The sequence below is a fragment of the Yersinia alsatica genome (genome assembly GCF_025133195.1).
GTDB lineage: Bacteria > Pseudomonadota > Gammaproteobacteria > Enterobacterales > Enterobacteriaceae > Yersinia > Yersinia alsatica.
Map to the genome: position 1 here is coordinate 2188398 of NZ_CP104006.1, position 25548 is coordinate 2213945.

The following is a 25548-nucleotide window of genomic DNA, read 5'->3' on the forward strand; positions in this document are numbered from 1 at the left end:
AAATACAGTTAATTTGATGGCTGGTCGAGTAACTCGGTTTCCATCATCGCGGTCAGGTGGCGCAGAATTTCGCTTTCTGAAAAGCCCAGTTCAGTAAACTGAGTTAATCCATCCAGACCACAAACCAGACCAATTAAGCGCCATGCAATATCACTAGCGATGATATCTGAGCGGAACTCATTATTGGCTATTCCTGAATCAATCACTGCCATGGTGGCCTGATGCCAATCTGACATTGAGGCAGCATAAGCTTTTTTAATCAGCTCATCCCGCTCAGCTAATATTGAAGCTTCATTCCACAAACGGGTTTCCCGTTGACCGATTTCATCTTGCGGATAGCCGAGCACCTGTAGCACCCGCTGATGAGCGGGCACCTCTTGGCTATTCAGTGCAAAAGCAGCCAATGAGTGCTTCACTAACAGGAGAAAAGCATCAGCCCGCAGTTGTGACACTGACGCAAAGTGATGATGCACTTGCCCGACAGCAACCCCTGCTTCACTGGCGACTCGCCGCACAGTGGTGGCGGTCAATCCTTCGGTTATCGCCACCTGCATTGCCGCCTGCAAAATGGTGTTATGCCGCTCTTCACGGTTCAAATAGGCCAAAACGGCTCCTTTAGCTGACTCATTGGTGTTTTCGTCATTATGTGATGAATTGGACGCTAGTTCAACTTTCCGCTATTATGGCAATATTGAACAGGTGTTCAACATTAATTTATGCCTAATCTGAGCGTGTCTGTATGTCTAAAAAGTGGATAATTTTCTACGTTATTATTCTGATGTATCTCCCTGTTTCTATTGATGCAACTGTACTTCATGTGGCGGCACCACGGCTGGGTATTGCCCTGTCTGCCACGGGGAGTGAACTGTTGTGGATCATCGATATTTACTCATTGGTCATGGCGTGTTTATTGCTGCCGATGGGGGCGCTGGGGGATCGCATTGGTTTTAAACGGCTGGCCTTGTTAGGCTCGGTATTGTTTGGATTAGCGTCACTGGCCGCTGCATTAGCGCCTTCAGTCGCGGTATTGATTGCTGCACGCGCCTTTTTGGCGATTGGCGCGGCGATGATCCTGCCGGCAACACTGTCTGCGGTTCGTCATATTTTTACCGATGAACGTGAACGCGCCATGGCCCTGGGGATTTGGGTCGCCATCGGCACGATGGGGGCGGCGATGGGGCCGCTGGTCGGTGGATTGCTAATGGAATACTTCTATTGGGGGTCAGTATTCCTGATTAATATTCCTATTATTATTGCCGTCGTGATTGCGACGCTGCTGGTCATCCCCAATCAGCCAGTACGAACTGAGCAGACGTGGAAACTGGCCCCGGCGCTGGTACTGATTACGGCCATCTTGATGTTGGTCTATTCTGCTAAAACCGGGCTGCGAGGGAGTGGAGATCCAGTGGTGACTGCCCTGACAGCCTTGGTGGGCGGCGTGATGTTATTGGCATTTGTTCGCCATCAGTTATCCACATCGGCCCCGATGATTGATTTTCGCTTGATAAGTCAGCGGGTTATCGCCGTTGGGATGGTCATGGCCCTGACGGCAATGATTACTCTGGTCGGCTTTGAGTTACTCTTGACCCAAGAATTGCAGTTTGTTTTAGGTAAAAGTCCGCTCGAGGCGGGTCTGTTCTTGCTGCCGCTAATGATTGCCAGTGGTGTCAGTGGGCCGCTCTCTGGGTGGTTGGTGGCTAAACTGGGCTTGCGGGCGGTAGCCAGTGCGGGAATTGCATTGAGTTCACTGAGTTTTCTCGGTTTGGCCTGGACTGATTTTGCCACTCAAGCTTATCTGGCATGGGGATGGATGATATTACTGGGGTTTAGTATTGAAGCGTCATTATTGGCTTCTACCGCCGCCATCATGAGTGCCGCACCGCCGGAAAAAGCCGGTGCCGCCGGGGCAGTGGAGGGCATGGCTTATGAACTGGGGGCGGGATTGGGGGTTGCCATCTTTGGTTTGATGCTATCGCGAGCCTATACCGCCTCTATTGTGTTACCGGAGGATTTACCCGCTGATTTAGCTGAAAAGGCGAGCGCCTCTATCAGTGAAACTATTCAGGTGGTTAATAGCCTTGGTGGAGACGATACGTTGCTAACCAGTGCTAAGCTCGCTTTTTCAACTTCGCACAGTTTGGTATTAGGCACCGCCAGCGTTTTATTAATCCTGCTTGCCACTGTCGTTTGGTGCGCAATGCCGGGGAAGAAGGCCGCGCAGTGGGGAAATTCAGGGAGCCACAATGTCGCTGATGAGCTCTCGAAACCTTAACCCGCAGTAAACAGCCAGTTTTTGCTGTTAAGTCCTTACTCTTTAGTCATTACTCTTAGTAAAGTGTGTGATATACCTATTTAAGGTGGTGACTTGGTTTTTGATATGTAAATGATGTCAAAACCGTATTTTAATAAAGAGTAAGGCTTCCTCTATGGCAGAGCGGCAGTTCGCAGCACAACTCGATATCAACAGCTCAGTCCAGCCTGTCCGGGTCTCAGTCAAAGGGGATTGGGTGCTGGCGCATTACCGCGTTTTGGAGCCAGAAGTCACGCAATTGCGCGCCAACTTGCCCCACGCGGTGGTCTTTGATCTTAATCAGCTAGGGGCTTTGGATACCGCTGGAGCAACTTTATTAGCTCAGCTTCTCGGTGAAGAACGTATTAGTAAACTGCGTGAACTGGCACCTAAGCTGCCGCAAGAACGCCGAGTCTTACTGGAAACAGTTAGCCATGTTTTGCCTGACGTAGAACCCGAATCATCAGAAAAACCGCCGTCGTTTTGGCTGGAGTTACTGGCGAATACCGGCCGTTCTATGGACAATTTATGGCAAGATTTCAAATCGTTACTGGGTTTTGTCGGGCTGACACTTGAGGCTCTATTTGGCACGGTATTTCGCCCCTCCCGCTGGCGCATGACCTCGCTGATCGCCAATATTCAGCAAATTGGCCTGAATGCCGTACCCATCATTATGCTGCTGACTTTCTTGGTCGGGGCTGTCATTGCTTTCCTCGGTGCTACCGTATTAACCACCTTTGGCGCGGGTATTTTTACCGTCGACCTGGTCGTATTCTCTTTTCTGCGCGAATTTGCCGTCCTGTTGACAGCCATTTTGATGGCCGGGCGTACCGCCAGTGCCTTCACCGCCGAAATTGGTCTGATGAAAGCTAATGAAGAAATTGATGCTATTCAAACATTAGGTTTAAACCCGGTTGAATTGTTAGTCTTGCCACGGGTACTGGCGCTATTGATTTCATTGCCGATGCTGACCTTTATTGGCATGGTTTGCGGTATTTTCGGCGGGATGGTGGTGTGTGCTTTGACACTCAATATTTCGCCGACGATGTTTTTGTCGATTATGCAAAACAGTAACGGATTACAGCATTTTCTGGTGGGGATAAGTAAAGCCCCGATTTTTGCCTTCCTGATTGCCATCATTGGCTGTCTGGAGGGGTTTAAAGTGACCGGCAGTGCAGAATCGGTGGGGGTGCATACTACCACCAGTGTGGTGCACTCTATCTTTGTGGTGATCCTGCTTGATGCCGTTGCGGCGCTGTTTTTCATGGAAATGGGATGGTAAGCCACATGACGCAAGAGCCAATTATTCAAATTCGTAATCTGGTTAACTGCTTTGGTAAACAATGTGTGCACCAAGACCTGAATCTTGATGTTCAGCGCGGCGAGATTCTGGGTGTTGTGGGCGGTTCAGGCACGGGCAAATCAGTGTTATTGCGCAGTATCGTCGGGTTGCGTCGCCCAACGGATGGGCAGATCCACGTTTTTGGTCAGGACTTAATGACGCTAACGGGCAACGCTCGCTCAATGGTAGAACGGCGATTTGGCGTGTTGTTCCAGCGTGGCGCATTATTCAGTTCCCTGACCGTGACTGAGAACGTGGCTTTGCCGTTAATCGAGAATGCGGGTTTGCCACGGGCAGAGGCCGAGCATCTGGCACAGGTTAAACTGGCGCTGTCGGGGTTGCCGCCGGGGGCGGGCAGTAAATATCCAGCTTCGTTATCAGGCGGCATGGTAAAACGTGTTGCTCTGGCGCGCGCGCTGGCATTAGACCCTGATATTCTATTCCTTGATGAACCGACGGCGGGCCTCGATCCCATTGGGGCAGCAGCGTTTGACAGTTTGATCCGCACCTTGCGTGATGCGCTGAATCTGACGGTATTTCTCGTGACACACGATCTGGATACGCTCTATACCCTTTGTGATCGTGTGGCGGTGCTTTCACAGAAAAAAGTGCTGGTGGTTGATAGCTTGGATAAGGTCGCCGCGACGGATGATGACTGGATTCAAGCCTATTTCCATGGCCCACGTGGCCGGGCTGCTTATCAAGCGGCAACGACTACTAATAGTGAAGAGAGGTTGTAAATGGAAACCCGTGCTCACCATGTTGTCATTGGTTTGTTCACTCTCATTGTGGTCAGCGCCGCATTGTTATTCTGCCTGTGGCTAACAGGGGCTGGATCTGACCGGCAGTTTAGGTTGTACGATATCGTCTTCAATGAGCCGGTCAGCGGCTTGTCGCAGGGGAGTACCGTGCAATACAGCGGTATCCGTGTCGGTGAAGTTACACAATTGCGCTTGGACCGGGATAATCCTAGTAAGGTCTGGGCGCGTATTCGTGTGTCGGCATCCACGCCAATCCGCGAGGACACGCAAGCCCGACTGACTGTCGCCGGAATTACCGGAACGTCAAATATTCAATTCAGTAGTAGCAGCCAATCAAGCCCGTTACTGGAAAGTAAAGATGGCGAAGTGCCGGTGATTATCGCCACACCATCGCCGATGAGTCAGTTGCTGGCGAACGGTGAGAACTTTATGACCAATGCCAATGAAGTATTGGTGCGCCTGAACCAACTCTTGGCTCCCGATAACCAGCAGCGCCTGATCACCACCTTGGATAACCTTGCGTTAGTTACCCAAACCGTGGCTGATCAACGTCAGGATATTCGAACCATGTTGCAGCAGCTGGCGCAGGCCAGTAAGCAAGCCAATGAGACACTGGCGCAGACTAATCATCTGCTACGCAATGCTAATGGCTTAATGGATGGGCAGGGGAAACAATTAATGAGTGATGCAGCGAAGACCATGGCATCGCTACAAAATACCAGCATAATCCTGAATAAATTAGTCAATGAAAACAAAACCTCACTCAATAATGGCATGCAAGGGATGAATGAACTGGGGCCAGCGGTTGATGAGTTGCGCAGAACATTAGCGACATTGCGTGCCGCTGTTTCTCGTTTAGAAGAAAACCCTGCGGCTCTGCTGCGTGGCCGTGAAAGAACACAGGAGTTTACGCCTCGATGATATCTCTTAAGCTAATGCACGCTGTAGGCCGCCAAGGGCGGCTATTGACGGCATCACTGCTGGTTATGTTGCTGTCAGCCTGTACTATTTTGCCTAGTGCGCCAGTATCACAGGTCTATTTGCTGCCGGTGCCGCCAGCGGCGAATGCGCCGCGCGCACAGACAGTCAACTGGTCACTGCGGGTTTCACAACCGGCGACTAATCAGTTCATTAATAGTTCACGAATTGCGGTTCAGCCCGAAGGGCAAGAAATTGCGGTCTATAAAAACTCACGTTGGACTGACCCGGCACCTATTTTGCTGCGTAATCGTCTGATTCAGGAATTCCGCACCGATGGCCGCATCCCGGCGGTCAGCAGTGACGATGATAGCCTTCAGGCGGATGTTGAGTTGAGCGGCGATTTGTCGGCGTTCCAAGGGGTATATCAGGCGGGGAGCAGTGAGGTGCTAATTCGCTTTGATGCCCGTTTGGTCAGGATTTCAGACCGTAGAATTATTGCGACGCGTCATTTTGAAATCCGCCAGCCGATTAAGGGCTCAGAGATGAATCAAGTGGTTGACGCTTTTGGCTTAGCGAGCAATCAGTTGGCCACACAAGTACTGAACTGGACACTGCAACAGTCTCCTCAGTAAGCGCAGGGGATTGCTAATCTAGAGGTAAAAGGTATGAGCCAATTATTTTCCCCGGCAAAACTGGGTGAGTTAACCTTGGAAAACCGGATTGTAGTGGCCCCGATGTGCCAGTATTCGGCACAATGGGGTTTTCCGACCGACTGGCATATGATTCACTTGGGTAATCTGGGGTTATCGGGGGCCAGCTTGCTGATCCTTGAGGCCACGGCGGTCGAGCCAGAAGGGCGCATCAGCGATAAAGACTTGGGTATTTGGGACGATGAGCATGCACAGGCACTTCGGCCAGTCGTTGAAGCTATCCGCCGTTACTCACCGGTAAAACTGGGCATTCAGTTAGGGCATGCAGGGCGCAAAGCCTCCTCTAACTTGCCTTGGTTAGGTGGCGATGAACTCGGCGCTGAACAAGGTGGTTGGCAAACTGTTGCGCCATCAGCATTGCCTTTCGGCGATCGCCATCCTCCGCAGGCTCTCTCTCTTGAACGTATCAGCGAGATAAAATCCGCATTTGTTGCTGCGGCCAAACGTGCTGTTGCGTCGGGATTCGAGCTTATTGAAGTTCATGCCGCGCACGGCTATTTATTGCATCAATTCTTATCGCCGTTATCAAATCAGCGTGATGATAATTATGGTGGTTCGCTTGAAAATCGCCTGCGGCTGGTGCTTGAAATATTCAGTGAAATACGTGCTGCCATTGATAAAAAGATTGCCGTCGGGGTGCGAATTTCTGCCACTGATTGGGTCAATGGGGGTTGGGATACCGAGCAGTCCATTGTGCTGGCAAAACAGTTGGAAATGTTAGGGTGCGATTATATTCATGTCTCCAGTGGTGGATTATCGCCAGAGCAACAAATCCCGGTCAGCCCTAACTATCAGGTGCCACTGGCGCAGAAAGTCCGAGAGGCGGTTAAAACTCCGGTGATGGCGGTTGGGCTGATTACGGAGCCAGAACAGGCAGAAGCCATTATTGCGACAGGTCAGGCTGATTTTATTGCACTGGCTCGCGGTATTCTCTATGACCCACGCTGGCCATGGCATGCCGCAGCTAAATTAGGTGCCACAATTAAAGTTGCCCCTCAGTATTTACGTTGTGAACCACATAACTTACGTGGGCTATTTAAATAGCCGGGTAGGTTATATTTGATGCCGTTTTTATATTTAGGCGAGATTGCTCAGGCATTCTCGCCTTGTTGATTCAGGTGTGGCTGGCGCTCTATTTTATTGGTTTTTAACTCAAATAGATAATTTCTTGTGGAACCCGCGCAAGCTTTTTTCTTATCAAGAAAAGCTCAAATGAATCTTCAGTTAAATGTTTTTCCTATCTGTATTAATTTTCTCCCACTGTTCGTCCATTTGGGCACAGATTGGCATCGCTACAGACAGTATTGCTCATCACCTCTAAGGAGCGCTAAAACAGGGCTGCCGAGTAATTTTAATGAAAAATTGAGGCGTGGGGGAAATTATTCTCTTTATTGTTTTGTGACTAGTATCTCATTGAGTATCCTAATAATAGATATTTGATTGCATATCTCTATGTATTTAAACTGTTTTTATTAATTTAAATCTGTATTTGTACTTTTTAGCAAAGAGAACGAAATTCTCTACACATCAAAAACAACAGGAAATAATGAAAAGTATTTCTCCCTACAAAACCATAAGATAAAAATAAATAACATCACTGAATAATGATTAAAAATGCCAAAAATTACTCATCAACAATTGCTTGGTTGGTTGAAAGCAGAAGTTAAAGTTTCATTAGGTTGCACGGAACCTATTGCTATTGCATACGCTGCTGCGGTGGCAGCAAAATATCTTAATGCACCAATAGTGAAGATTACGGGAAATATATCTGAGAACCTGTATAAGAATGCGATGGGGGTCACTATCCCAGGGACAAATTATTCTGGGGTTACGTTAGCCGCGGCAATAGGCGCTATTGCGGGTAATGCCGATGCTGAATTGGAAGTGTTAAAAGATATTACGGCTGAACAAATTAATGAAGCTTATCAGCTCAATGAATCAGGCCAAGTATGTTTAGCGGCAGTTGAGTCAGTCGATTTTATTTATCTTGATATTACACTGCATGGCCCTGGTGATCAGTGTCGGGTTGTTATTCAAGGTAGTCATACAAATGTGACTGATGTTTATATTAATAATATTAAGCAAGTTGTAACTGAAAACTTAATTGCAGGTAATGAACCGGGGACCAAATTACCCGAATTTTCTCTTAATGACGCATTTGAATTTATTACGCATGTCGCGGCAAAAGATATCATTTTTATGTTGAAAAGTGCCGAAATTAATTCAGCCCTCTCTAACGAGGGGCAGAGGAAAAGTTATGGCTTAAACGTCAGCGGCGCGCTGTCTCAGGCGAGAAAAAATGGCTTTATTAGCCAAGATTTACTGAGTCAAATGCTAATTAATACGACTGCGGCGTCAGATGCCCGTATGGGGGGCGCACCCTTACCGGCTATGTCCAATTATGGGTCGGGTAACCAGGGAATTACTGTGACAATGCCGGTAGTGACTCTTGCCCGACATCTGGCCGTTAATGATGAAACACTGGCCCGGGCATTAGCGTTAGCTCATTTGGCCGCTATTTCAATCCATATGCGTTATACCCGGTTATCGGCATTGTGTGCGGCTTCTACGGCGGCAATGGGGGCGGCGGCGGGAATGAGTTGGTTATTGACCAAGAACTATCAGACTATTTCTTATGCTATTAGTAACATGATAAGCGATATCAGTGGCATTATTTGCGATGGAGCATCAAACAGTTGTGCCATGAAAGTTTCTACCGCAACAGCCTGTGCATTTAAATCAGTTTTAATGGCACAACAGAATAGTGTTGCTGGAGAGCGTGATGGTATTGTGTCCTGCGACGTAGAGGGCTCTATCAATAATTTATGTAAATTAGTGTTATTGCCAATGAGGCAAACAGATAAAGAAATTATCAGTATAATGACGCGTAAATAAAATAAGCATTACTGTTTAACAGTGGGGCCGAGCATCATTATTTATAATGAACGGCTAGCTATCGTTAAAATTTAAGGGAACAAATAATGAAAAAGACAAAATCAATTGCGACTCTGGTGATCCACGCGGGAGATCAAGTTGACCGTGGTAATAATGCTATTTTTCCACCTATTACCACCGCCAGTTCTTTCATTCAGCCAAATTTAGGTGAAGAAGGGGAGTTTTGTTATTCCCGATGCAGTAACCCAACTAGGTATGCCTATGAAACCGCCTTGGCTGAATTAGAAGGTGGAGTCTATGCGACGGCAACAGCTTCTGGGATGGCCGCCACAGCGCTCATCTTGGAGTTACTCCCTAAAGACTCTCATGTCTTAGTGATGAAAGGGGTTTACGGTGGTACTTATCGGTTGTTTGAACGGTTACGAAAACAAACATCAGGGACCACTTTCAGCTATGTCGATCTGAATGACCTCGCGGCAGCAAATAATCATATTCAAGAAAATACCCGCCTAATCTGGATTGAAACTCCAACTAATCCGCTATTGGAATTAGTTGATATTGAAGCTGTATGTCAGGTTGCCAAAAGCAAAGGGATTATGACCTGCGTGGATAACACCTTTGCCAGCGCCTGGAACCAACGTCCTCTCACCTTGGGTGCTGATATCGTCATGCTATCTACCAGTAAATATATTGGCGGACATTCTGATTTGATTGGCGGTGCAGTTATTACTAATGTTCAGGATATTGCAGAGCAATTGGATTTTTGTAAAACCACTGTTGGTGCTATCGCCTCTCCATTTGATGCCTATCTGGCACTGCGTGGCATGAAAACGCTTGATGTACGTATAGAGCGCCAATGCAGTAATGCGTTAAAAATCGCTCAGTTCTTAGAACAACATCCTAAGGTACTCGATGTTCATTACCCAGGGCTGGAGTCGCATCCACAACATCAGTTATGTAAAAAGCAGATGCGCTCAGGTGGTGCGGTAGTCAGTATCCGGCTGAAAGGCGATATAACAGAGGTAAAAACTTTTATTGCCAAGTTAAATTATTTTGTCCTGGCCGAATCACTGGGAGGGGTTGAAAGTATGGTTAACCATTCGGCCTCAATGTCTCATGGTTCTATGTCTAAAGAAGAGAAGGAGAATATTGGCATATACGATACAACACTACGCCTTTCAATAGGCATCGAAGATATTAATGATTTAATAGAAGACGCAGAGCAAGCCCTTTCCTTTATACAATAATTAAATAGGGTAGTCATATGCATGATTATGGCGTTTGGACAATTATTACTCCTTTAGTGACTATTTGTTTGGCAATATTTACCCGGCAGGTAATATTGTCATTGTTAATGGGGATAGTTGTTGGATTTACGGTGATCAATGATCACAATATTATTCATGGTATTAGTGGTACTTTAAATGGCATTATTGACACCTTCTCCTCTCCTGGGAATACACGCACCGTTATCTTTATGGTAATGATTGGCGGGATAATGCGTTTAATTGTTGTTACCGGTGGCGTAAGAAGTTTAGTTCGGGCCTTAACAGAAAAGACCCAATTTGTGACTAATAAAAAAGCTGTTCAGCTGTTAGCAATGGTAATTACTTCAATTATTTTCATTGAAAGTTCGATTAACCAACTTATTGCCGGGGCATCAACCAAAGATCTGGCCAAAAGATACGGTCTGTCACCGGAAAAAATGTCTTACATTGTGCAAACTTCATGTGTATCTGTCTGTTCCTCGGCCATGATTAATGGCTGGGGGGCGGCAATGATGGGGGTTATCGGTGTGCAGATAGCCAAAGGATACATCGATGGTCAGCCATTTGAAATTCTGGCCAGATCAATGGTGTGGAATTTGATGGCGTGGTTCTCGTTAGCTTCGGTGCTGTTCTATATTTTCTCAGGCGCATCTTGGGGGCCAATGAAGAAAGCTGAAGTGAATTTCGTCAGCAAGCAAGACTTACATGTTGAGAAAGAAGAAGATGAAGTTATTGATCATCCGGCATGTCATTCATTGCTTAACTTCCTAATCCCCATTCTATCGACCGTCATTGCTGTTCCGGTTGCATTGTATGTCACAGGAGACGGTGATTTTACTAAAGGTAGCGGTTCTATGTCGGTCTATAGTGCCGTGATGTTTGGCACCACCGTATCTTTTGTTTGGTTCTGTGGTCGGCGAATTCTGAATATAGAATCTTTCTTTAAAGAACTGTATGTCGGCTATGCCAGCATGGTAAAGATCAGCTCAATTATGGTATTGGCATTTTTGATGGGGAATGTCTCGGCTGATCTTAATACAGGGCAATATATTGCAACGATAACCTCCGGTGTAATTTCCCCGGGCTTCTCTATTGGCTTTATATTTATTATCAGTGCCATTATGTCGCTTGCTACGGGAACATCATGGGGGACGTTTGCCATCATGATTCCAATCGGGGTTCAACTGGGAGTCTCGGTCGGGATACCTGTAGAATATATGATTGGTGCAGCCATTGCGGGGTCTATTTTCGGGGACATGACATCGCCTATTTCGGGTGATGCTATCGTGGCATCTATGGCTACTGATTGTGACCATATTGAGCATATTCGAACACAGATGCCCTATGCTATTGCCACCGCGAGTATTGTCTTGGCCATTTATCTCTATCTCGGTTTTTCAGTATAACGTCATAGTATTGGGTATTTCTGTCAGATAAAAGTAGCTCACACCGACCTCCTCTAATGCCATTATAGATTTTATAATGGCATTGTTTTTTGTCATATCCATCTGCTTGCTTACTGTACTTATGTCAGGTTAAGTAAAGTCCAACAATTATACTGATTGAGTAATTATAAACTTTTGCAAAATAACTGACCGCAAAGGTTGAAATATATCTTATATCAAATAAGTGTTGATTTTATGTTTCATAATGTTTGACTATTGTTCTATGAATTGAGCAAAAGGGAATCATTATGCTTTGGAAAAATACCAGGGAGAAGTTTGGCAGCATCACTATTAGTGTCCACTGGTTGGTAGCATTAACTGTATATGCACTGTTTGCTTTAGGGCTGTGGATGGTGACTCTTGGCTATTACGATGGTTGGTATCATCAGGCTCCTGAAATACATAAGAGTATCGGATGCATACTCTTTGCTGTGATGTTATTTCGGGTGGTATGGCGCTTTATTTCACCACCACCTAAACCATTATCAAGTTATAGTCGTTTTACTCGATTAAGTGCACTATTGGCCCATCTGGTTTTATATATTGTTTTATTTTGCATTATGTTCAGCGGCTATTTGATCTCAACAGCTGATGGGCAACCAATCAATGTATTTGGCTGGTTTTCCTTACCGGCAACATTTACCGGTTTACCCGATCAGGCTGATACCGCCGGTGCTGTGCATCTTTATCTGGCTTGGGCGGTTGTAGTTCTTTCGCTATTACATGGCTTGGCCGCGATTAAGCACCACTTTATTGATGGTGATATTACCCTTAAACGGATGCTGGGACGTAGCACCGATTAACCAACTGAATTATGGAGAATTAAGTATGTTTAATAAGACCCTATTGGGCCTGACTGTAGGCGCACTGATGTTTACCGCAGGCAGCGCCGTAGCCGCCGACTATAAAATCGATAAAGAAGGTCAGCATGCCTTTATCGAATTCCGGATTAAACACTTAGGCTATAGCTGGTTATACGGCAGTTTTAAAGATTTCGATGGTTCTTTCACTTTTGATGAGAAGAATCCGGCTGCCGACAAAGTTAACGTCGTGATCAACACCAACAGCGTAGACACTAACCATGCAGAGCGTGATAAGCATTTGCGCAGCAAAGAGTTCTTGAATGTCGGTAAATTCCCGCAGGCGACATTTGAGTCTACTGAAGTGAAGAAGAATGGCGAAGGGTATACCGTAGTTGGCAACCTGACATTAAATGGTGTGACTAAACCGGTGACGCTAGAAAGCAAACTAACCGGCCAGGGCAATGATCCATGGGGTGGTTATCGTGCAGGTTTTGAGGCCAATGGTAATATTAAGCTGAAAGATTTTAATATCACCACCGACTTAGGTCCAGCGTCACAGGACGTTGAATTGATTCTGTCGGTCGAAGGTGTGCGAGCTAAATAGCTTTTATTTACTAGCACGACTAACAGTTTGATGGAAAGGAGCCTTGGCTCCTTTTTTACTGGATATTTACCACAGGTTAGTGAGCTTTCATCGGGCTAAAAAAGGCCCATCAGCAACCGAGTCCCTAATGATCAGATCGGATTGAAATAGGTTCTCATTTGATAAATATCCGCCATCCAACATTGATATCAGGCGATTAATAACTTCATTTATCATCCCGCTGACGGGATCTTTTATACTGGATAGTGGCGGCAGCAGGAAAGGTGCGATAGGAATATTGTCAAAGCCAATAATAGAGATATTCTCCGGGACTTTCATACCAGCTTCATTTAACTTTTTCATTGCACCGATGGCCATGTCATCATTACTGGCGATTATCGCACTGAAAGGTAACTGACTGTTTAACAGATATTCGATTGCCGATGCGCCACTGGCCGGTGTCCATTTTCCCTGTGCAATCAGCTTATCTCTAACCGGTAGCGAAGATGCTTCTAATGCAGCTTTGTACCCTGCAAGGCGTTCTATTGCTGTCGGTGAGTCAAGTGAGCCAGTAATAAATGCAATATCTTGATGGCCCCGCTCAATAAGATATTTAGTTGCATTATAGCTAGACCCTTTATGATCGCAGAAAATACAATGGCTATGATTTTTTCTAAGCTTTCTGTTGACCACCATAATGGGCTGTTTATATCTATCAATAATAATATCCATGTCATCCACGGTTAAAAAACGGGGATAGATTATTATTGCATCGCAGCGTAAATCGAGCAGAAATTGAATGGCTTCTTGCTCCTCTTCGGCGCTGTGTTTCCCATCAACCAACACCAATTGACGGCCATTACTCTCTAATTTTTGCGCTGCCTGAGAAAGAATTTCATTAAAGTAGCTACCGTTATATAGGGTGTTGGTGACGACCAGACCGATACATTCCGATTTGTTTGTTGCCAGATTTCTCGCTAGTAGATTAGGACGGTATCCCGTTTCTTCAATAGCCTTAAATACCTGCTCTTTAGTCGCTTCGCTGACGTAGCCTTTGCCTGACAACACGCGCGAAACAGTGGCTTTCGACACCCCAGCTTTCTTTGCCACTTCTTGCATTGTAGACATAGGCCTTTCCTGACTCATTGAAAATTATTGCTATTCTATACTCTTCGTCGTTGAAAATGCAGGGGGAGCGAGGTTGAAGTAGGGTGAATCTCACTGATGTTGTCCGGTGTCCAAGAGGATAGCAGGCAGACCGTTGCCATCTTGGTCACTTTACTATTTTGGTGGTATCAGACCAACTTGTTGTTATTTAAAGTTAAACCTTTAATCGTGAGTAAAGCTCAAGCAGATTCTTGGATTGATACTTGCTGTATATGTTTGTTCGATGGGAGCTGACGGTTTTGTTACTGATGCCGAGCAATATACTAATATCTTTATTTGATAGCCCAGACAGCAGATGGCGACACACTTCACTTTCTCGTTGGGTCAGCCCTATTCTTTCTCTTCTATCAGAAGAGCTTGAGCTTGCCTGCATTAGCACTTTTGCTTTAGGAGGATTATTAGAGCGAAAAATCAAGTGATAAAACATGGCCTCAATTTGACTTTGTAGCGCAGTTTTACTGAGTAGAAATGATGATATTTGCATTAACATTGTATAGCTTCCGGACTTTTCATGCTCAGAAGTAAATAGAAAAAGGCGATCTTGTTTTACTTTACCTTTAGCAATTTTAAAGAGTCGGAACTGTTCAAATTTCGACACGTCATCAATATCAAATATAATTGTTGGATTATCTAAAGTTAGAATGCTGTTTTCTAATTCAGATAAGGAGTAACAGACGCTAATAGCGACATTGCCTCGTTTAGGCCGCATAATGGTAATATTTTCTATTGTTCGCTTTAAAAAAAAGCGAACTAAGTCATAATTGCTGAAAATAATAACGTTATTCATAGCGGTCTCTTTCATTAACACCTTATATTAACCCTGAAATAATCACGTTTTTATGCGGCGACTAGCAGGAATGAAGCTAATGCAAAGGGAAAATAAATTCATATTAAAAGGGTTAATTGTATGTGAAAAGTAAAGGAATAACAGTTTGTATGTTAACTTTAACCTTAATAAATACTGTTTACTGGGAATACATTTTTGCGACCCATTTCGCTATTCTTTCACTCTGATCGCACTATAAAAAAAACTATTGCGGTTGAAAAGTCACTTTTATTTTCATATGATGCTTAAATATCATACCCCCAACAAAAAGCCATATAAAACATAAGGATAAAAATCATCAAGATAAGTTTATGTGATAATTAACTCTACAAGGTGTTTTCTCTGCTGCATTAAGTGGCTTTCCAGTAGTCGACGTTCCCCCGTCAGTTGCTTAGATTACCTGTCGATTGACTAACTCTAAATAGGCAAAACGAATATCGTCCATTAACTTTTTTGCCATGGGTGTTAATGACTGTTGCCTTCGGTAGATTAAGCTGTAATGGCCATCCGGTAATTTTTCTTTTATTGGAATAATAGATACGACCTGCTGTAAGTAGGGTACAGTCACCATCATTTTTGGCCCAACAAATAGATAATCTTCTTTTAAAATAAGGTGCTCTGCGATAGTTGCTGAATTGCCAAAAATAACCGAAGACTCAGGCTCTCTACCATAAGGAAATATTAACGATTCTATATCATTATAGAATCCAGCTCTGGCTGTTGGTAAATACCATTTAGCTCCCCGTAGCTCACTTAATGAAGTACTGTTTGCTAGTGGATGTCCTTTTCTGGCAATGACCGCAAATTGAGTCACATCTAAATGTTCATTAACGAACTCGCGTAGTGATATATCAGGAGAAATTATACCAATAAAAAAATCCAATCGACCAAGGCGTAGCGAGGCCAGTAATTCGGAAAGTTGACCTTCAGCGACAGTAATTCGCGCAGTAGAGTAAGACTCTTGAAAATTTTTTATGACCCCTGGCACAAAAGTTAATGCAGGTAAATGAGAACAACCAAATGTGACTAAACCTTCAGAAGAGCGTTCAATTTGTTCTAATTCATCTAATGCCCGCTCTAATTCGTTTAGTACCAGATTCATCCTGGGTTCAAATACTCTTCCCATCTCTGTTAATTCAGCACCGTGAACCCCGCGGACTAATAGTGAAACGCCGAGTATTTTCTCCAATTCTTGAATACTTCTTGTCATCGCTGGCTGTGTCTGGTGTAACGCCAGAGCAGCCGTTCGGATACTGCCATACTGAATAATTGCCCTCAGGTTTTTCAGTTGGTTTATTTTAGGTAATTCTCTCATGGTATTCTCACTGAATTGATGAAAAATCTTGTCCATTGCTGAACGGTATGTCGACTACATGAGGACTTGCTGCATCATTTTATTTAACGCGTAAAGCATTGCCATTTCTAAACGCCGGCTGTATCACATCATATTCTCCACTGTGTGTTGCTTCCTGTGAGGAGTTAGCTGGCAACAACCTAATTCAGTCAGAAAGAGAATGCTCTGATACCATCCATTGTGGTACCAAAGTTTTTGGTGTTATGGACCCAGTTAGTCTCCATAAATGGTTGGATATCTCTATCTTGATCGGCATCGCCGCTCATAAAGGTTTTCACACCCAGACGGGTCTGGATATTGCCATTACCTTTGCCAGACACGTGAGTTCCATTAGCTTCTATGTGGTCGTCTGCTTTGATGTCCATCCAAGTAACCTGCCCTTTAGGCTGGATAAAGTACGTCGCATTTTTCGCTGTATTCTCTCCTATCTTAAAGGTATAGCCGCTTTCTACTGATGCTGTTATCCCTTTTGATTTATATTCTTCAATTGCTAAATTCTGTCCATCTACCATATCGTTGTTGATCGACGGAGGTGAGCTACCCACTTCGTTACGGGTTGCTCCTCCATCAATGATAATAGGAGCCGCTTGTGCGACAGCGAGACTCAATAGAAAAATAAGCCCCGAAATTCCATAATGCAAAGCGGGTTGATAACTTAACACCGCTAATGTTTTAAATTTTCTCATAGTGATTTTTATTTCCTAAGTCAGGAAAATTTATGAGTTGCTTATTCTCTAAGAAGGTAAGTGATACTGTAAAATATTTAATGATAAAGAATTACAAAAACACCAGTATTTTAATTGTATTGTTTTTCTTGATGTAATATTTATTTTTCTTGAAATGCATTGCGTTTTATATTGTCAATATAATGTTATTTTTTGATGCTAAAAATATAATCGCCATACTGATTAATTAACTTTAGTAAATTAGATTGTGGTGAGTGCTGTTAAAAGAGAATTTTAAAGGAGTAAATGTTCTGTGCAGGATTTTAATTAAGTTCATGGGTTTTGTTTTTAGCAACGGAATGTGAATGTGAGACAGTAACCGCTGGTCATTGGGTGTCTTGAATAATTTCTTCCATAAATGGTTATGCATTTGTGATTATCCCTAATATGCGTCAGGTTGACCCTAGTGAATATATAATGGAATGATTCTTCCCGGTTTTATTTAGGAAATGCCTTTTTCTGTGTAGGAAATCTCCCAAAGCTCCATGATTGGCTTGATATGTCACTTTGTGACTGTCACATAAGATCAATTTCTTCATCAATGGCGATCATTGTCACATAATCAAAATTGAATAAACTCATCTATTGAATTCCATGCCGTTTTTTAAGATTCTCATGTGGAACCGGTTACCTACGCAGTTGAAAATGACAAGATAGAATGGTTTTTCGTAGGCAATCAAATTATAACAATATGAATTTAATAGCTAATTGTGAATTTATGCTGGTGAGGGCAGTTTCCTTAAACCGCAAAGAGTTCGCATAGCTCGGCGTGCGATTACGGGGAGTTGCTACTCATGTCAAAAAATTTTGCCGCAGTATCTCGACAAATAGTCGATGCCATTGGTGGGGCGGGTAATGTGGTGGCAGTAACCCATTGCATGACGCGTTTACGTTTTGTGCTCCAGGACGACAGTGCGGTTGAACTGGCTAAATTGAAATCCATCACTGGTGTGTTGGGTGTCGTGCGCAGTGAAAATCAGTGTCAGGTTATCATTGGCAATAATGTTTCCTCTGCCTATGCCGAAGTGATCAAATTGCTCCCTGAGGGGGTATTACCTGCCGATGCATTGCCGCAGAAAAACAAAATCACCTTAAAACGCATTGGCGCAGGGATACTGGATGCGCTGATTGGCACGATGTCACCTTTGATTCCAGCCATTATCGGTGGTTCGATGGTGAAATTGCTGGCGATGATACTGGATATGACCGGTATCTTTGAGAAAGGCTCATCAACTCTTATTATCCTTAATGTTATTGGTGACGGTGCTTTCTTCTTCCTGCCGGTGATGGTGGCCGCTTCTGCAGCGATAAAATTCAAAACCAATATGTCGCTGGCCATTGCTATTGCCGGGGTGTTGGTTCATCCAGCTTTTATTGACTTGATGGCTAAGGCCGCGCAAGGCCAACAGGTTGATTTTATGGGTGTATCCGTGACAGCGGTGAAATACACGTATACCGTGATTCCGGCACTGTGCATGACCTGGCTGCTCTCTTATATTGAACGATGGGTTGACCGTATTACGCCGGCGGTCACTAAAAACTTCCTTAAGCCCATGTTGATTGTGCTGATTTCAGCGCCTATTGCGATTATGTTCATTGGCCCTCTGGGGATCTGGATCGGTAGCGGAATATCCTCTCTGGTCTATACCGTTCATGATTATCTGGGCTGGCTCTCTGTGGCGATTATGGGCGCACTTTGGCCGCTACTGGTTATGACCGGCATGCACCGCGTATTTACGCCCACTATCATTCAAACCATTGCAGAAACTGGGAAAGAGGGCATGGTTATGCCGTCAGAAATTGGTGCCAACCTTTCTCTTGGCGGTTCCTCACTGGCGGTCGCCTGGCGAACCAAAAATCCTGAATTACGCCAAACAGCATTGGCCGCTGCGGCCTCCGCCATTGTTGCCGGTATTTCTGAGCCAGCACTTTATGGTGTTGCCTTGCGTCTCAAGCGCCCATTGATTGCCAGCCTTATCAGTGGATTTATTTGTGGTGCAGTGGCGGGAATTGGCGGGCTAGCCAGTCACTCAATGGCTTCTCCCGGGCTATTTACCAGTGTTCAGTTCTTCGACCCAGCAAATCCAATGAGCATTGTTTGGGTATTTGGCGTCATGGTTTTGGCGATAGTTATCTCATTCGTCATGACATTACTGTTGGGATTTGAAGATATTCCTGTTGAAGATAATGAAAGTGCCAGTAACCATTCGACTGACTCGGTTACTCCGCACAGCGCAGTAAAAATTAACTAGATAAAGAGGTACTTAATGCCAGCAACAACATTTCCCGACGGTTTCTTATGGGGCGGCGCATTAGCCGCAAACCAGGCCGAAGGTGCGTGCTTTGAAGGTGGGAAAGGGCTGACAACGGTGGATATGATTCCTCATGGACCCCATCGTTTGGCAGTGAAGTTAGGGCAGGAGAAGCGCTTTGCCCTAAGAGATGATGAGTTTTACCCCAGCCATCAGGCAATCGATTTTTATCATCGCTATAAAGATGACATCGCGCTAATGGCTGAAATGGGTTTCACGGTATTTCGCACATCAATTGCCTGGAGTCGGATATACCCCAAGGGTGATGAAATAACCCCTAACGCCGAGGGGATTGCCTTTTACCGCGACCTCTTCAACGAATGTAAAAAGCACAACATTGAGCCGCTGGTGACGCTATGCCATTTTGATGTTCCCATGTATCTGGTTGCTGAATATGGCTCGTGGCGCAACCGCAAAATGGTGGAGTTCTTTACTCGCTATGCCCGGACATGCTTTGAGGAATTTGATGGGTTGGTGAAATACTGGCTCACATTTAACGAGATTAATATCCTGCTACACAGTCCGTTTTCTGGTGCGGGTTTAGTATTTGAACCACATGAGAATCAGGAGCAGGTAAAATATCAGGCGGCGCATCACGAGCTGCTCGCCAGCGCACTGGCAACAAAAATTGCGCATGAGGTGAATCCGCAGAATCAGGTGGGTTGCATGCTGGCGGGAGGGAATTTCTACCCTCGAACCTGCAAACCTGAAGATGTCTGGGCGGCGTTGGAAAAAGACCGCGAAAATCTGTTTTTCATTGATGTGCAGGCGCGCGGGGCTTATCCGGCCTACACCAGACGGCTGTTCAGAGAGAAAGGTATTTCAATTACGACTGAAACGGGAGATGACGATATTCTCAAACATACCGTGGATTTTGTTTCCTTTAGTTATTATGCCTCTCGTTGTGCCTCGGCGGATATGAATGAACAGAATAGCAGCGCGGCCAATATCGTAAAATCGCTGAAAAACCCGCATATTCAGGCCAGTGAATGGGGCTGGGGGATTGATCCTTTAGGTCTACGTATCACCATGAATATGATGTATGACCGTTATCAAAAACCGCTATTTTTGGTTGAAAATGGATTGGGCGCGAAGGATGAAATTAATTCCCAAGGGGAGATTGAGGACGACTATCGCATCAGCTATTTGCGTGAACATATTAAAGCAATGGCAGAGGCCATTGATGATGGTATTCCAGTTATGGGCTATACCTCATGGGGATGTATTGATTTAGTCTCCGCCTCGACTGGTGAAATGAGTAAACGCTACGGTTTTATTTATGTAGATCGCGATGATCAAGGGAAGGGGTCTTTAGCGCGTAAGAAGAAGAAATCTTTCTATTGGTATAAAAAAGTGATTGCCAGCAATGGCGCTGATTTAAGTTAAATAATTCGCTGGGAATAGCGGTTATTGCTGATATTCCCAGCGAGTAATGTAATACGGATATGGGTTATTTTAATTTTATAGTTATCAGTTATTACTCGGCATTGTCGCTACGATCGCGGGGCGAACCCTTCTTTAAATTGGTCATGAAATCCATAAATGCCGTACGCAAAGGGGCAAACACTGGGTGCTTACGATTCTCCATCATCGTTTCTGAAAACAGTTTTAAGCCCAATGCGAATGCCGCCGTTTTCTCTTTACCGAAGCCCAAATCTTCACGTGCCTGCAACCGTTCGATGATGCCGAGAATATCGTCATGATTCTCGGCTTCGAAAGTTACCGGTGCTTTATCAATGGCTTCACCCTTGCGATCGGTCAGCGGTTCAATGGTGATACGATAACGGTAACCGGGCATTATTTTTTCTCCTGCTCATTTGCATCAGGAGTTGCCGATGGCGGTGTTAACTCTTTCTCGATGGCCTCTACCGCTGTTAGTAAGGCGGCATTAATGCGTACTACCTGCTCAGGAGTGACATCTGAACGCACCATATTACTGCGCAAAATATGACGTAAGCGGTGCATTGCGTCAGAAATGCCTTCAGCCAAATTCCCCTCAGGACGGCGATTTACCTGTGCCAATCGGGAGAAAATAATATCGACCATTTGCTGATTTTGTTGTAATTCAGCTTTACCGGTTTCAGTTATCTGGTAGCTTTTGCGGCCATTACCGGTTGCCACTGGCGTAACAAAATCTTGCTCTTCCAACAGTGTGAGCGTTGGGTAGATAACCCCCGGGCTGGGTACATACAGGCCTGAAGATGCTTCTTCAATAGCCTTAATTAACTCATAGCCATGGCTGGGTTTTTTATCCAGCAGCGCCAGCAGAACGACGCGTAAATCACCATGTTCAAACAAGCGATGCATTTTATCACCGCGCCCACGTCTACCGCCTCTTGGTGCATCGGCACCTTCAGTTGCCATATGGTGGCGACCGCCACGATGCATTCTCTCACCACAACCGCGCTGCCCTTCATGGTGCCCATCACCACAGCGGTGACCACGTTTTGAAAAATCAAACATAGAACTCTCCTTTAGATATATCGAAACAATTTCGATATATCTAATCTAAATCGATATATCGAAGTTTGCAAGAGGGTGGTGCAAAAAAAAGATATATCTAAATGAACACAGCGACAGAATCTGTTGATGAGAGGCAGACGGTGAAAAAGGAGAGATAAAGGGAAGAGATAAAAAGAGGGAGTGATGAGTACCCTCCCTAAGCTTATACCGTGGACTATGCGAACAAGCCTATAGTGTCAGTGTCTTTGCTGGGAGGGGGAATTACCGCTTAAGCCGTTAGCTTTTCTTAACAAATTCAGATTTCAGCTTCATCGGACCAAATCCGTCGATTTTACAATCAATATTGTGGTCACCTTCAACCAAGCGGATGCTTTTTACTTTAGTACCGATTTTCAGTGTTGAAGAGCTGCCTTTTACTTTCAGATCCTTAACGACTGTCACTGCGTCGCCATCCGCGAGCAGATTGCCATTGGCATCACGTACCACTAATCCCTCTTCGGCAGTTGCTGAATCACTGTTTTCCAACCACTCATGACCACATTCTGGGCAATTGAGTTTTTCCCCTTCCTGCCATGTGTATTCAGAACTACATTTTGGACAGTTTGGTAAATTCATTATGTTAACCTCTTGAAATTAATCTAAATAAATTAAAAAAATGACAAATAGAAGACTGCTATACTGATAACCACATATTTTACACTTTTTATTGTATTAAATGATAGTCAGGTGCAGTATTCAGGCCACTAAAGACAGGTTTTTTAGCTCGAAACTATCATTCTTATCTGCGATAAAATATGCTTTCCCGCACTTTGATGGATGCAAGAGAGATTAACTTAGCTAAGTGGTTTTATTGGGGGATTTACCAAATTAGTATGAGCAACTCATAGATTCAACCAGTGCTTTTATTTTGGTCGCCTTCTCAAAATGATCTAATTTCATTTCTTTAATCCACCAACTGGCAGCTTCCATTAACAGGTCCGGATCATTATTTTTGTTCGCAAAAAAGGCATAAAAAGAGAGCCCGACGTTATCTCCCTTTCTTTCGATTTTCTCATCGCAAATCTGAATAATCTTAACCCTTAATGTTTTTCTCATTATATTGTCCTCGGAGTTTAAAATAGCGGATAAGTAGCGCTATTTAATAGGTGCAGGTGAAGGGATATTCGCTCTTTATCATGAGAAAATGCCAACCGTTAGCCCGGTGTTACCACTGCGGCGCTCGATTTTCTTCCCGCTCTTGTGCTGTGTTTTTCTGTTAGCCAAAATAACCTTGCCCCGCGAAGCCGCGCCCGGCAAGGGTTTCAACATTTCCGTCACGCTATTCTCTCACCTAATTTTCCCCATCCTCACCACGTAAAATAGAATACTTATTTTAAATCATATAATTAAAACTTTTGGTGGCAAGGTTAGAAAAAGAGAAACTGAAATTTAGTGAAATTCTTTTCAATCTTTTCAGTTGGAATTTTCAGCCAGAACCCCAGCCACGGCGCGGCCGGCACTAGGGTTTGTAGAAATTTAACACTGAAATAAGTTTATAAAGCAAAGTGTGCAGGTGGGTGCGGTGTAGTGCCGTTTCCGTGGGGTTTCTATTTTACTCAATTATAAGAGGTCTGATTTTTATAATTCTTCACATTTATGGTGTAATCCCCATACCACTGCAACATTTCCCTACGTCCTTCAAGATATTGCGCATGGTTATAAGTTCCACGGATGGAATTTTTATCAACGGGCGCAAGCTGGGTTTCAATCCATGTACTGTTATAGCCTTTCTCATGCAAGATAGTGCTCATGGTGTGCCGGAAGCCGTTACCGGTGGCCCTGCCGTGATAACCCAGCATCTTGATCACCTTATTGATACTCGCCTCACTCATTGGCTTACTGGCATCATTGCGGCCGGGGAACACCAATTTATAATTCCCTGTCAGCACCTCGAGTTTTTCAAGGATCGCTAAGGCCTTGCCGCCAAATTGATAACGGAAACGCCAGCCTTTCACCCCATTAGGGGAAATGATAAGGGATAAGCCTTTGCCATCATTGATGTGTATAAGTTTTGTCTGACGGCTTGGCGGAGCAGATTTTGAAATCATTTAGCCGCATTTTTGTATAACCGTAAGATCGAACCTAGCGTTATACAACTTTCTATACAAGTTTTGCGTGGCTGTTATGGGTGTTTTTGAGATTTCTTTGGATGTGAGTTTTTTAATGTATTTGTTTTAAAAGGATTTTTAGACTTTATTAGACTTACTGAGAAGTGCTAATGGTGTCCCCGACTGGAATCGAACCAGTAACTAGCCCTTAGGAGGGGCTTGTTATATCCGTTTAACTACGGGGACCTTTTTTATTGGCAGGGTTACTGCCGATAAAGTGGACTGCCGGAGCATTATACGCATTTTGACCCAAATAATAAGCAGTTAGCTGTCTGTTTGGTTACTCTGTCACCAATGTGCAGTGAATAAGTGCTCTCTATGTGCAAAAACACCAGCACACCGCAATCAGATGAAGGCGGCTATCGGTGTGCTGGTGATGAGCGGTTCTCCACTTAGCGGTTTTTTCTCGGTCGGTGGGGCATATCGCTGCGGATCTGTGCATGGCTTATCAGGGCGAAAATAAAAGTACCGCCGATAATGTTGCCTGCGAGTGTTGGGATGGCGAAGGGGTAAATAAATTGCTGCCAAGGTAGTGAGCCGTTAAACACCAGATAGAAGATTTCTACTGAGCCGACCACGATATGAGTCAGGTCGCATAATGCCACTAAGTAGGTCATCAGAAAGATCACCCAAATCTTGGCGCCTCCCGCAGAAGGCATCATCCATACCATGGTGGCAATGATCCAGCCAGAAAATATACCGTTAGCAAACATCTCACCTGATGAGTTATCCATCACGCTTTGTCCAATACTGACAAATGCTGCTCGTGTAGCATCATCAAATACCGGCATATGAATAAAGGAATAGGCCGCGATAGCCGTGCCGATCAGGTTGCCTAGTAGCACCAGCCCCCAAAGACGAAATAATAGAATGAAGTTTTGGCGGCTAGGTTTCTGCATGATTGACAGCACCGGCGTGACTGTATTCTCAGTAAATAACTGTTGGCGGGCCATAATGACAATAATAAAACCGAATGTATAACCGATATTTTCCAGCAGAAAACTGGCCGGGGTATCAGGTAATTTTGCGTGAAAGATACCTTTGGCAATCAGTGATGCTCCGATGGAAAGGCCAGCCGCAATAGCCGACCATAATAATGCAAAGCTATCGCGTTCTAACTCCTTTTCCCCGTCGAGGCGGATAATTTCATGAATTGCCGCCGCTTTGGAAGGCAGGTTCTTTTCATTTACTTCAATCTCTTTTCCCTCATGCTGCTCATCACTTTCCACTTTCAGTTCATCCTTATCTGGGGACATTTTTTCATCACTCATAGGGGATTTCCTGGTTGGTCGATTAAATGGTTGTTTTGGCTGGGTGCAGGAAAATAACAAAGTAATAAGCTTAGTCGTTAATGACTGTCCGCGATTTTTTTGTCGGTGAGAATTGCAGCCACGAGGTTATCCAATTCTAATGTTGCTGGTTTTTTCTTCAGAAATTTGATCTTAACCCGAATATTACCTCGATAAGGGTAGAGATCGCATTAGACCCATGCTACGTAAGGATTAAGCCTTATGTTATCATTTAGTCTTCACGAAC

The 25548-nt window shown here is 44.6% G+C and carries 22 protein-coding genes, 1 tRNA gene and 2 pseudogenes; 13 read left to right on the forward strand and 12 right to left on the reverse strand.

All coding sequences use genetic code 11. The features are described from left to right. Nucleotides 1–8: 8 nt before the first annotated feature. The gene (locus N0H69_RS09710) at nucleotides 9–605 is read right to left on the reverse strand and encodes a TetR family transcriptional regulator (protein ID WP_050109446.1); all 597 of its coding nucleotides are present in this window, start codon (nucleotides 603–605) and stop codon (nucleotides 9–11) included. A gap of 134 nt (nucleotides 606–739) precedes the next feature. On the opposite strand from N0H69_RS09710, the gene N0H69_RS09715 reads away from it, so the two are divergent. The 11 genes from N0H69_RS09715 to N0H69_RS09765 all read left to right on the forward strand — a co-directional run bounded on the left by N0H69_RS09715 (nucleotide 740) and on the right by N0H69_RS09765 (nucleotide 13039). Beyond that, nucleotides 740–2272: an MFS transporter gene (locus N0H69_RS09715; protein WP_072077644.1), complete on the forward strand. Its 1533-nt coding sequence runs from the start codon at nucleotides 740–742 to the stop codon at nucleotides 2270–2272. Nucleotides 2273–2426: 154 nt separating this feature from the next. Beyond that, nucleotides 2427–3572, forward strand: coding sequence for an MlaE family ABC transporter permease (locus N0H69_RS09720; RefSeq protein ID WP_050120763.1), 1146 nt, complete (start codon nucleotides 2427–2429; stop codon nucleotides 3570–3572). After that, nucleotides 3566–4372 carry an ABC transporter ATP-binding protein gene (locus N0H69_RS09725; RefSeq protein WP_050151954.1) on the forward strand — a complete coding sequence of 269 codons (807 nt, stop codon included), beginning with the start codon at nucleotides 3566–3568 and terminating at the stop codon, nucleotides 4370–4372. The genes N0H69_RS09720 and N0H69_RS09725 overlap by 7 nt, the downstream gene beginning before the upstream one ends. After that, nucleotides 4373–5314: an MlaD family protein gene (locus N0H69_RS09730; protein ID WP_050120764.1), complete on the forward strand. Its 942-nt coding sequence runs from the start codon at nucleotides 4373–4375 to the stop codon at nucleotides 5312–5314. After that, on the forward strand, nucleotides 5311–5946 hold the full coding sequence (locus N0H69_RS09735; RefSeq protein WP_050109450.1) for an ABC-type transport auxiliary lipoprotein family protein: 636 nt from the start codon (nucleotides 5311–5313) through the stop codon (nucleotides 5944–5946). Before N0H69_RS09730 ends, N0H69_RS09735 begins: the two co-directional genes overlap by 4 nt. Before the next feature lie 33 nt (nucleotides 5947–5979). Continuing rightward, nucleotides 5980–7068 (forward strand): NADH:flavin oxidoreductase/NADH oxidase, encoded by a 1089-nt coding sequence (locus N0H69_RS09740; protein WP_050120766.1) that lies wholly within the window; start codon nucleotides 5980–5982, stop codon nucleotides 7066–7068. Nucleotides 7069–7638: 570 nt separating this feature from the next. Further along, nucleotides 7639–8919, forward strand: coding sequence for an L-cysteine desulfidase family protein (locus N0H69_RS09745; RefSeq protein WP_050109452.1), 1281 nt, complete (start codon nucleotides 7639–7641; stop codon nucleotides 8917–8919). Between the two features lie 86 nt (nucleotides 8920–9005). Then, on the forward strand, nucleotides 9006–10166 hold the full coding sequence (locus N0H69_RS09750; protein ID WP_050151955.1) for a trans-sulfuration enzyme family protein: 1161 nt from the start codon (nucleotides 9006–9008) through the stop codon (nucleotides 10164–10166). A gap of 17 nt (nucleotides 10167–10183) precedes the next feature. Next, nucleotides 10184–11593: a Na+/H+ antiporter NhaC family protein gene (locus tag N0H69_RS09755; RefSeq protein WP_050109454.1), complete on the forward strand. Its 1410-nt coding sequence runs from the start codon at nucleotides 10184–10186 to the stop codon at nucleotides 11591–11593. 287 nt (nucleotides 11594–11880) lie between these two features. Beyond that, nucleotides 11881–12435, forward strand: coding sequence for a cytochrome b (locus N0H69_RS09760; protein WP_050120770.1), 555 nt, complete (start codon nucleotides 11881–11883; stop codon nucleotides 12433–12435). Between the two features lie 25 nt (nucleotides 12436–12460). Continuing rightward, nucleotides 12461–13039 carry a YceI family protein gene (locus N0H69_RS09765; RefSeq protein WP_050120772.1) on the forward strand — a complete coding sequence of 193 codons (579 nt, stop codon included), beginning with the start codon at nucleotides 12461–12463 and terminating at the stop codon, nucleotides 13037–13039. A gap of 87 nt (nucleotides 13040–13126) precedes the next feature. Here N0H69_RS09765 and N0H69_RS09770 read toward each other — a convergent pair whose 3' ends face one another. From N0H69_RS09770 to N0H69_RS09785, 4 genes and pseudogenes are all read right to left on the reverse strand, one after another. Continuing rightward, the gene (locus N0H69_RS09770) at nucleotides 13127–14146 is read right to left on the reverse strand and encodes a LacI family DNA-binding transcriptional regulator (protein ID WP_050120774.1); all 1020 of its coding nucleotides are present in this window, start codon (nucleotides 14144–14146) and stop codon (nucleotides 13127–13129) included. A 193-nt stretch (nucleotides 14147–14339) separates the two neighbouring features. Beyond that, nucleotides 14340–14972, reverse strand: coding sequence for a helix-turn-helix transcriptional regulator (locus tag N0H69_RS09775; protein WP_172665461.1), 633 nt, complete (start codon nucleotides 14970–14972; stop codon nucleotides 14340–14342). 430 nt (nucleotides 14973–15402) lie between these two features. Continuing rightward, nucleotides 15403–16326 (reverse strand): LysR substrate-binding domain-containing protein, encoded by a 924-nt coding sequence (locus N0H69_RS09780; RefSeq protein WP_050109493.1) that lies wholly within the window; start codon nucleotides 16324–16326, stop codon nucleotides 15403–15405. Nucleotides 16327–16532: 206 nt separating this feature from the next. Continuing rightward, nucleotides 16533–16883 (reverse strand): annotated as a pseudogene (locus N0H69_RS09785) (autotransporter outer membrane beta-barrel domain-containing protein); the annotation flags it as partial. Nucleotides 16884–17884: 1001 nt separating this feature from the next. On the opposite strand from N0H69_RS09785, the gene ascF reads away from it, so the two are divergent. Both ascF and N0H69_RS09795 read left to right on the forward strand, forming a co-directional pair. Beyond that, entirely contained in the window at nucleotides 17885–19342 is a 1458-nt protein-coding gene (gene ascF, locus N0H69_RS09790; RefSeq protein ID WP_050151957.1) for a PTS cellobiose/arbutin/salicin transporter subunit IIBC, read from the forward strand. A gap of 15 nt (nucleotides 19343–19357) precedes the next feature. Further along, nucleotides 19358–20788, forward strand: a complete 1431-nt coding sequence (locus N0H69_RS09795) for a 6-phospho-beta-glucosidase (RefSeq protein ID WP_050151958.1) — start codon at nucleotides 19358–19360, stop codon at nucleotides 20786–20788. A 91-nt stretch (nucleotides 20789–20879) separates the two neighbouring features. Here the strand turns inward: N0H69_RS09795 and N0H69_RS09800 are convergent, their stop codons facing one another. The 7 genes and pseudogenes from N0H69_RS09800 to N0H69_RS09830 all read right to left on the reverse strand — a co-directional run bounded on the left by N0H69_RS09800 (nucleotide 20880) and on the right by N0H69_RS09830 (nucleotide 25283). Then, nucleotides 20880–21200, reverse strand: coding sequence for a DUF3861 domain-containing protein (locus N0H69_RS09800; protein WP_050109462.1), 321 nt, complete (start codon nucleotides 21198–21200; stop codon nucleotides 20880–20882). Further along, entirely contained in the window at nucleotides 21200–21865 is a 666-nt protein-coding gene (locus tag N0H69_RS09805; RefSeq protein ID WP_050109463.1) for a PadR family transcriptional regulator, read from the reverse strand. Before N0H69_RS09805 ends, N0H69_RS09800 begins: the two co-directional genes overlap by 1 nt. 276 nt (nucleotides 21866–22141) lie before the next feature. Next, nucleotides 22142–22483: a zinc ribbon domain-containing protein YjdM gene (locus tag N0H69_RS09810; protein ID WP_172665467.1), complete on the reverse strand. Its 342-nt coding sequence runs from the start codon at nucleotides 22481–22483 to the stop codon at nucleotides 22142–22144. Between the two features lie 249 nt (nucleotides 22484–22732). Beyond that, nucleotides 22733–22960: a DUF6500 family protein gene (locus N0H69_RS09815; protein WP_050151959.1), complete on the reverse strand. Its 228-nt coding sequence runs from the start codon at nucleotides 22958–22960 to the stop codon at nucleotides 22733–22735. A 500-nt stretch (nucleotides 22961–23460) separates the two neighbouring features. Next, a pseudogene (locus tag N0H69_RS09820) lies at nucleotides 23461–23823 on the reverse strand (tyrosine-type recombinase/integrase); the annotation flags it as partial. A gap of 300 nt (nucleotides 23824–24123) precedes the next feature. Further along, nucleotides 24124–24198, reverse strand: a tRNA-Arg gene (locus N0H69_RS09825). Nucleotides 24199–24404: 206 nt separating this feature from the next. Next, nucleotides 24405–25283: a formate/nitrite transporter family protein gene (locus N0H69_RS09830; RefSeq protein ID WP_050151961.1), complete on the reverse strand. Its 879-nt coding sequence runs from the start codon at nucleotides 25281–25283 to the stop codon at nucleotides 24405–24407. Nucleotides 25284–25548: the final 265 nt, after the last annotated feature.

Coding starts and splice junctions, on each gene's coding strand:
- N0H69_RS09715 (WP_072077644.1), top strand. CDS start 740: ATGTCTAAAAAGTGGATAATTTTCTACGTTATTATTCTGATGTATCTC.
- N0H69_RS09720 (WP_050120763.1), top strand. CDS start 2,427: ATGGCAGAGCGGCAGTTCGCAGCACAACTCGATATCAACAGCTCAGTC.
- N0H69_RS09725 (WP_050151954.1), top strand. CDS start 3,566: ATGGTAAGCCACATGACGCAAGAGCCAATTATTCAAATTCGTAATCTG.
- N0H69_RS09730 (WP_050120764.1), top strand. CDS start 4,373: ATGGAAACCCGTGCTCACCATGTTGTCATTGGTTTGTTCACTCTCATT.
- N0H69_RS09735 (WP_050109450.1), top strand. CDS start 5,311: ATGATATCTCTTAAGCTAATGCACGCTGTAGGCCGCCAAGGGCGGCTA.
- N0H69_RS09740 (WP_050120766.1), top strand. CDS start 5,980: ATGAGCCAATTATTTTCCCCGGCAAAACTGGGTGAGTTAACCTTGGAA.
- N0H69_RS09745 (WP_050109452.1), top strand. CDS start 7,639: ATGCCAAAAATTACTCATCAACAATTGCTTGGTTGGTTGAAAGCAGAA.
- N0H69_RS09750 (WP_050151955.1), top strand. CDS start 9,006: ATGAAAAAGACAAAATCAATTGCGACTCTGGTGATCCACGCGGGAGAT.
- N0H69_RS09755 (WP_050109454.1), top strand. CDS start 10,184: ATGCATGATTATGGCGTTTGGACAATTATTACTCCTTTAGTGACTATT.
- N0H69_RS09760 (WP_050120770.1), top strand. CDS start 11,881: ATGCTTTGGAAAAATACCAGGGAGAAGTTTGGCAGCATCACTATTAGT.
- N0H69_RS09765 (WP_050120772.1), top strand. CDS start 12,461: ATGTTTAATAAGACCCTATTGGGCCTGACTGTAGGCGCACTGATGTTT.
- N0H69_RS09770 (WP_050120774.1), bottom strand. CDS start 14,146: ATGTCTACAATGCAAGAAGTGGCAAAGAAAGCTGGGGTGTCGAAAGCC.
- N0H69_RS09775 (WP_172665461.1), bottom strand. CDS start 14,972: ATGAATAACGTTATTATTTTCAGCAATTATGACTTAGTTCGCTTTTTT.
- N0H69_RS09780 (WP_050109493.1), bottom strand. CDS start 16,326: ATGAGAGAATTACCTAAAATAAACCAACTGAAAAACCTGAGGGCAATT.
- ascF (WP_050151957.1), top strand. CDS start 17,885: ATGTCAAAAAATTTTGCCGCAGTATCTCGACAAATAGTCGATGCCATT.
- N0H69_RS09795 (WP_050151958.1), top strand. CDS start 19,358: ATGCCAGCAACAACATTTCCCGACGGTTTCTTATGGGGCGGCGCATTA.
- N0H69_RS09800 (WP_050109462.1), bottom strand. CDS start 21,200: ATGCCCGGTTACCGTTATCGTATCACCATTGAACCGCTGACCGATCGC.
- N0H69_RS09805 (WP_050109463.1), bottom strand. CDS start 21,865: ATGTTTGATTTTTCAAAACGTGGTCACCGCTGTGGTGATGGGCACCAT.
- N0H69_RS09815 (WP_050151959.1), bottom strand. CDS start 22,960: ATGAGAAAAACATTAAGGGTTAAGATTATTCAGATTTGCGATGAGAAA.
- N0H69_RS09830 (WP_050151961.1), bottom strand. CDS start 25,283: ATGAGTGATGAAAAAATGTCCCCAGATAAGGATGAACTGAAAGTGGAA.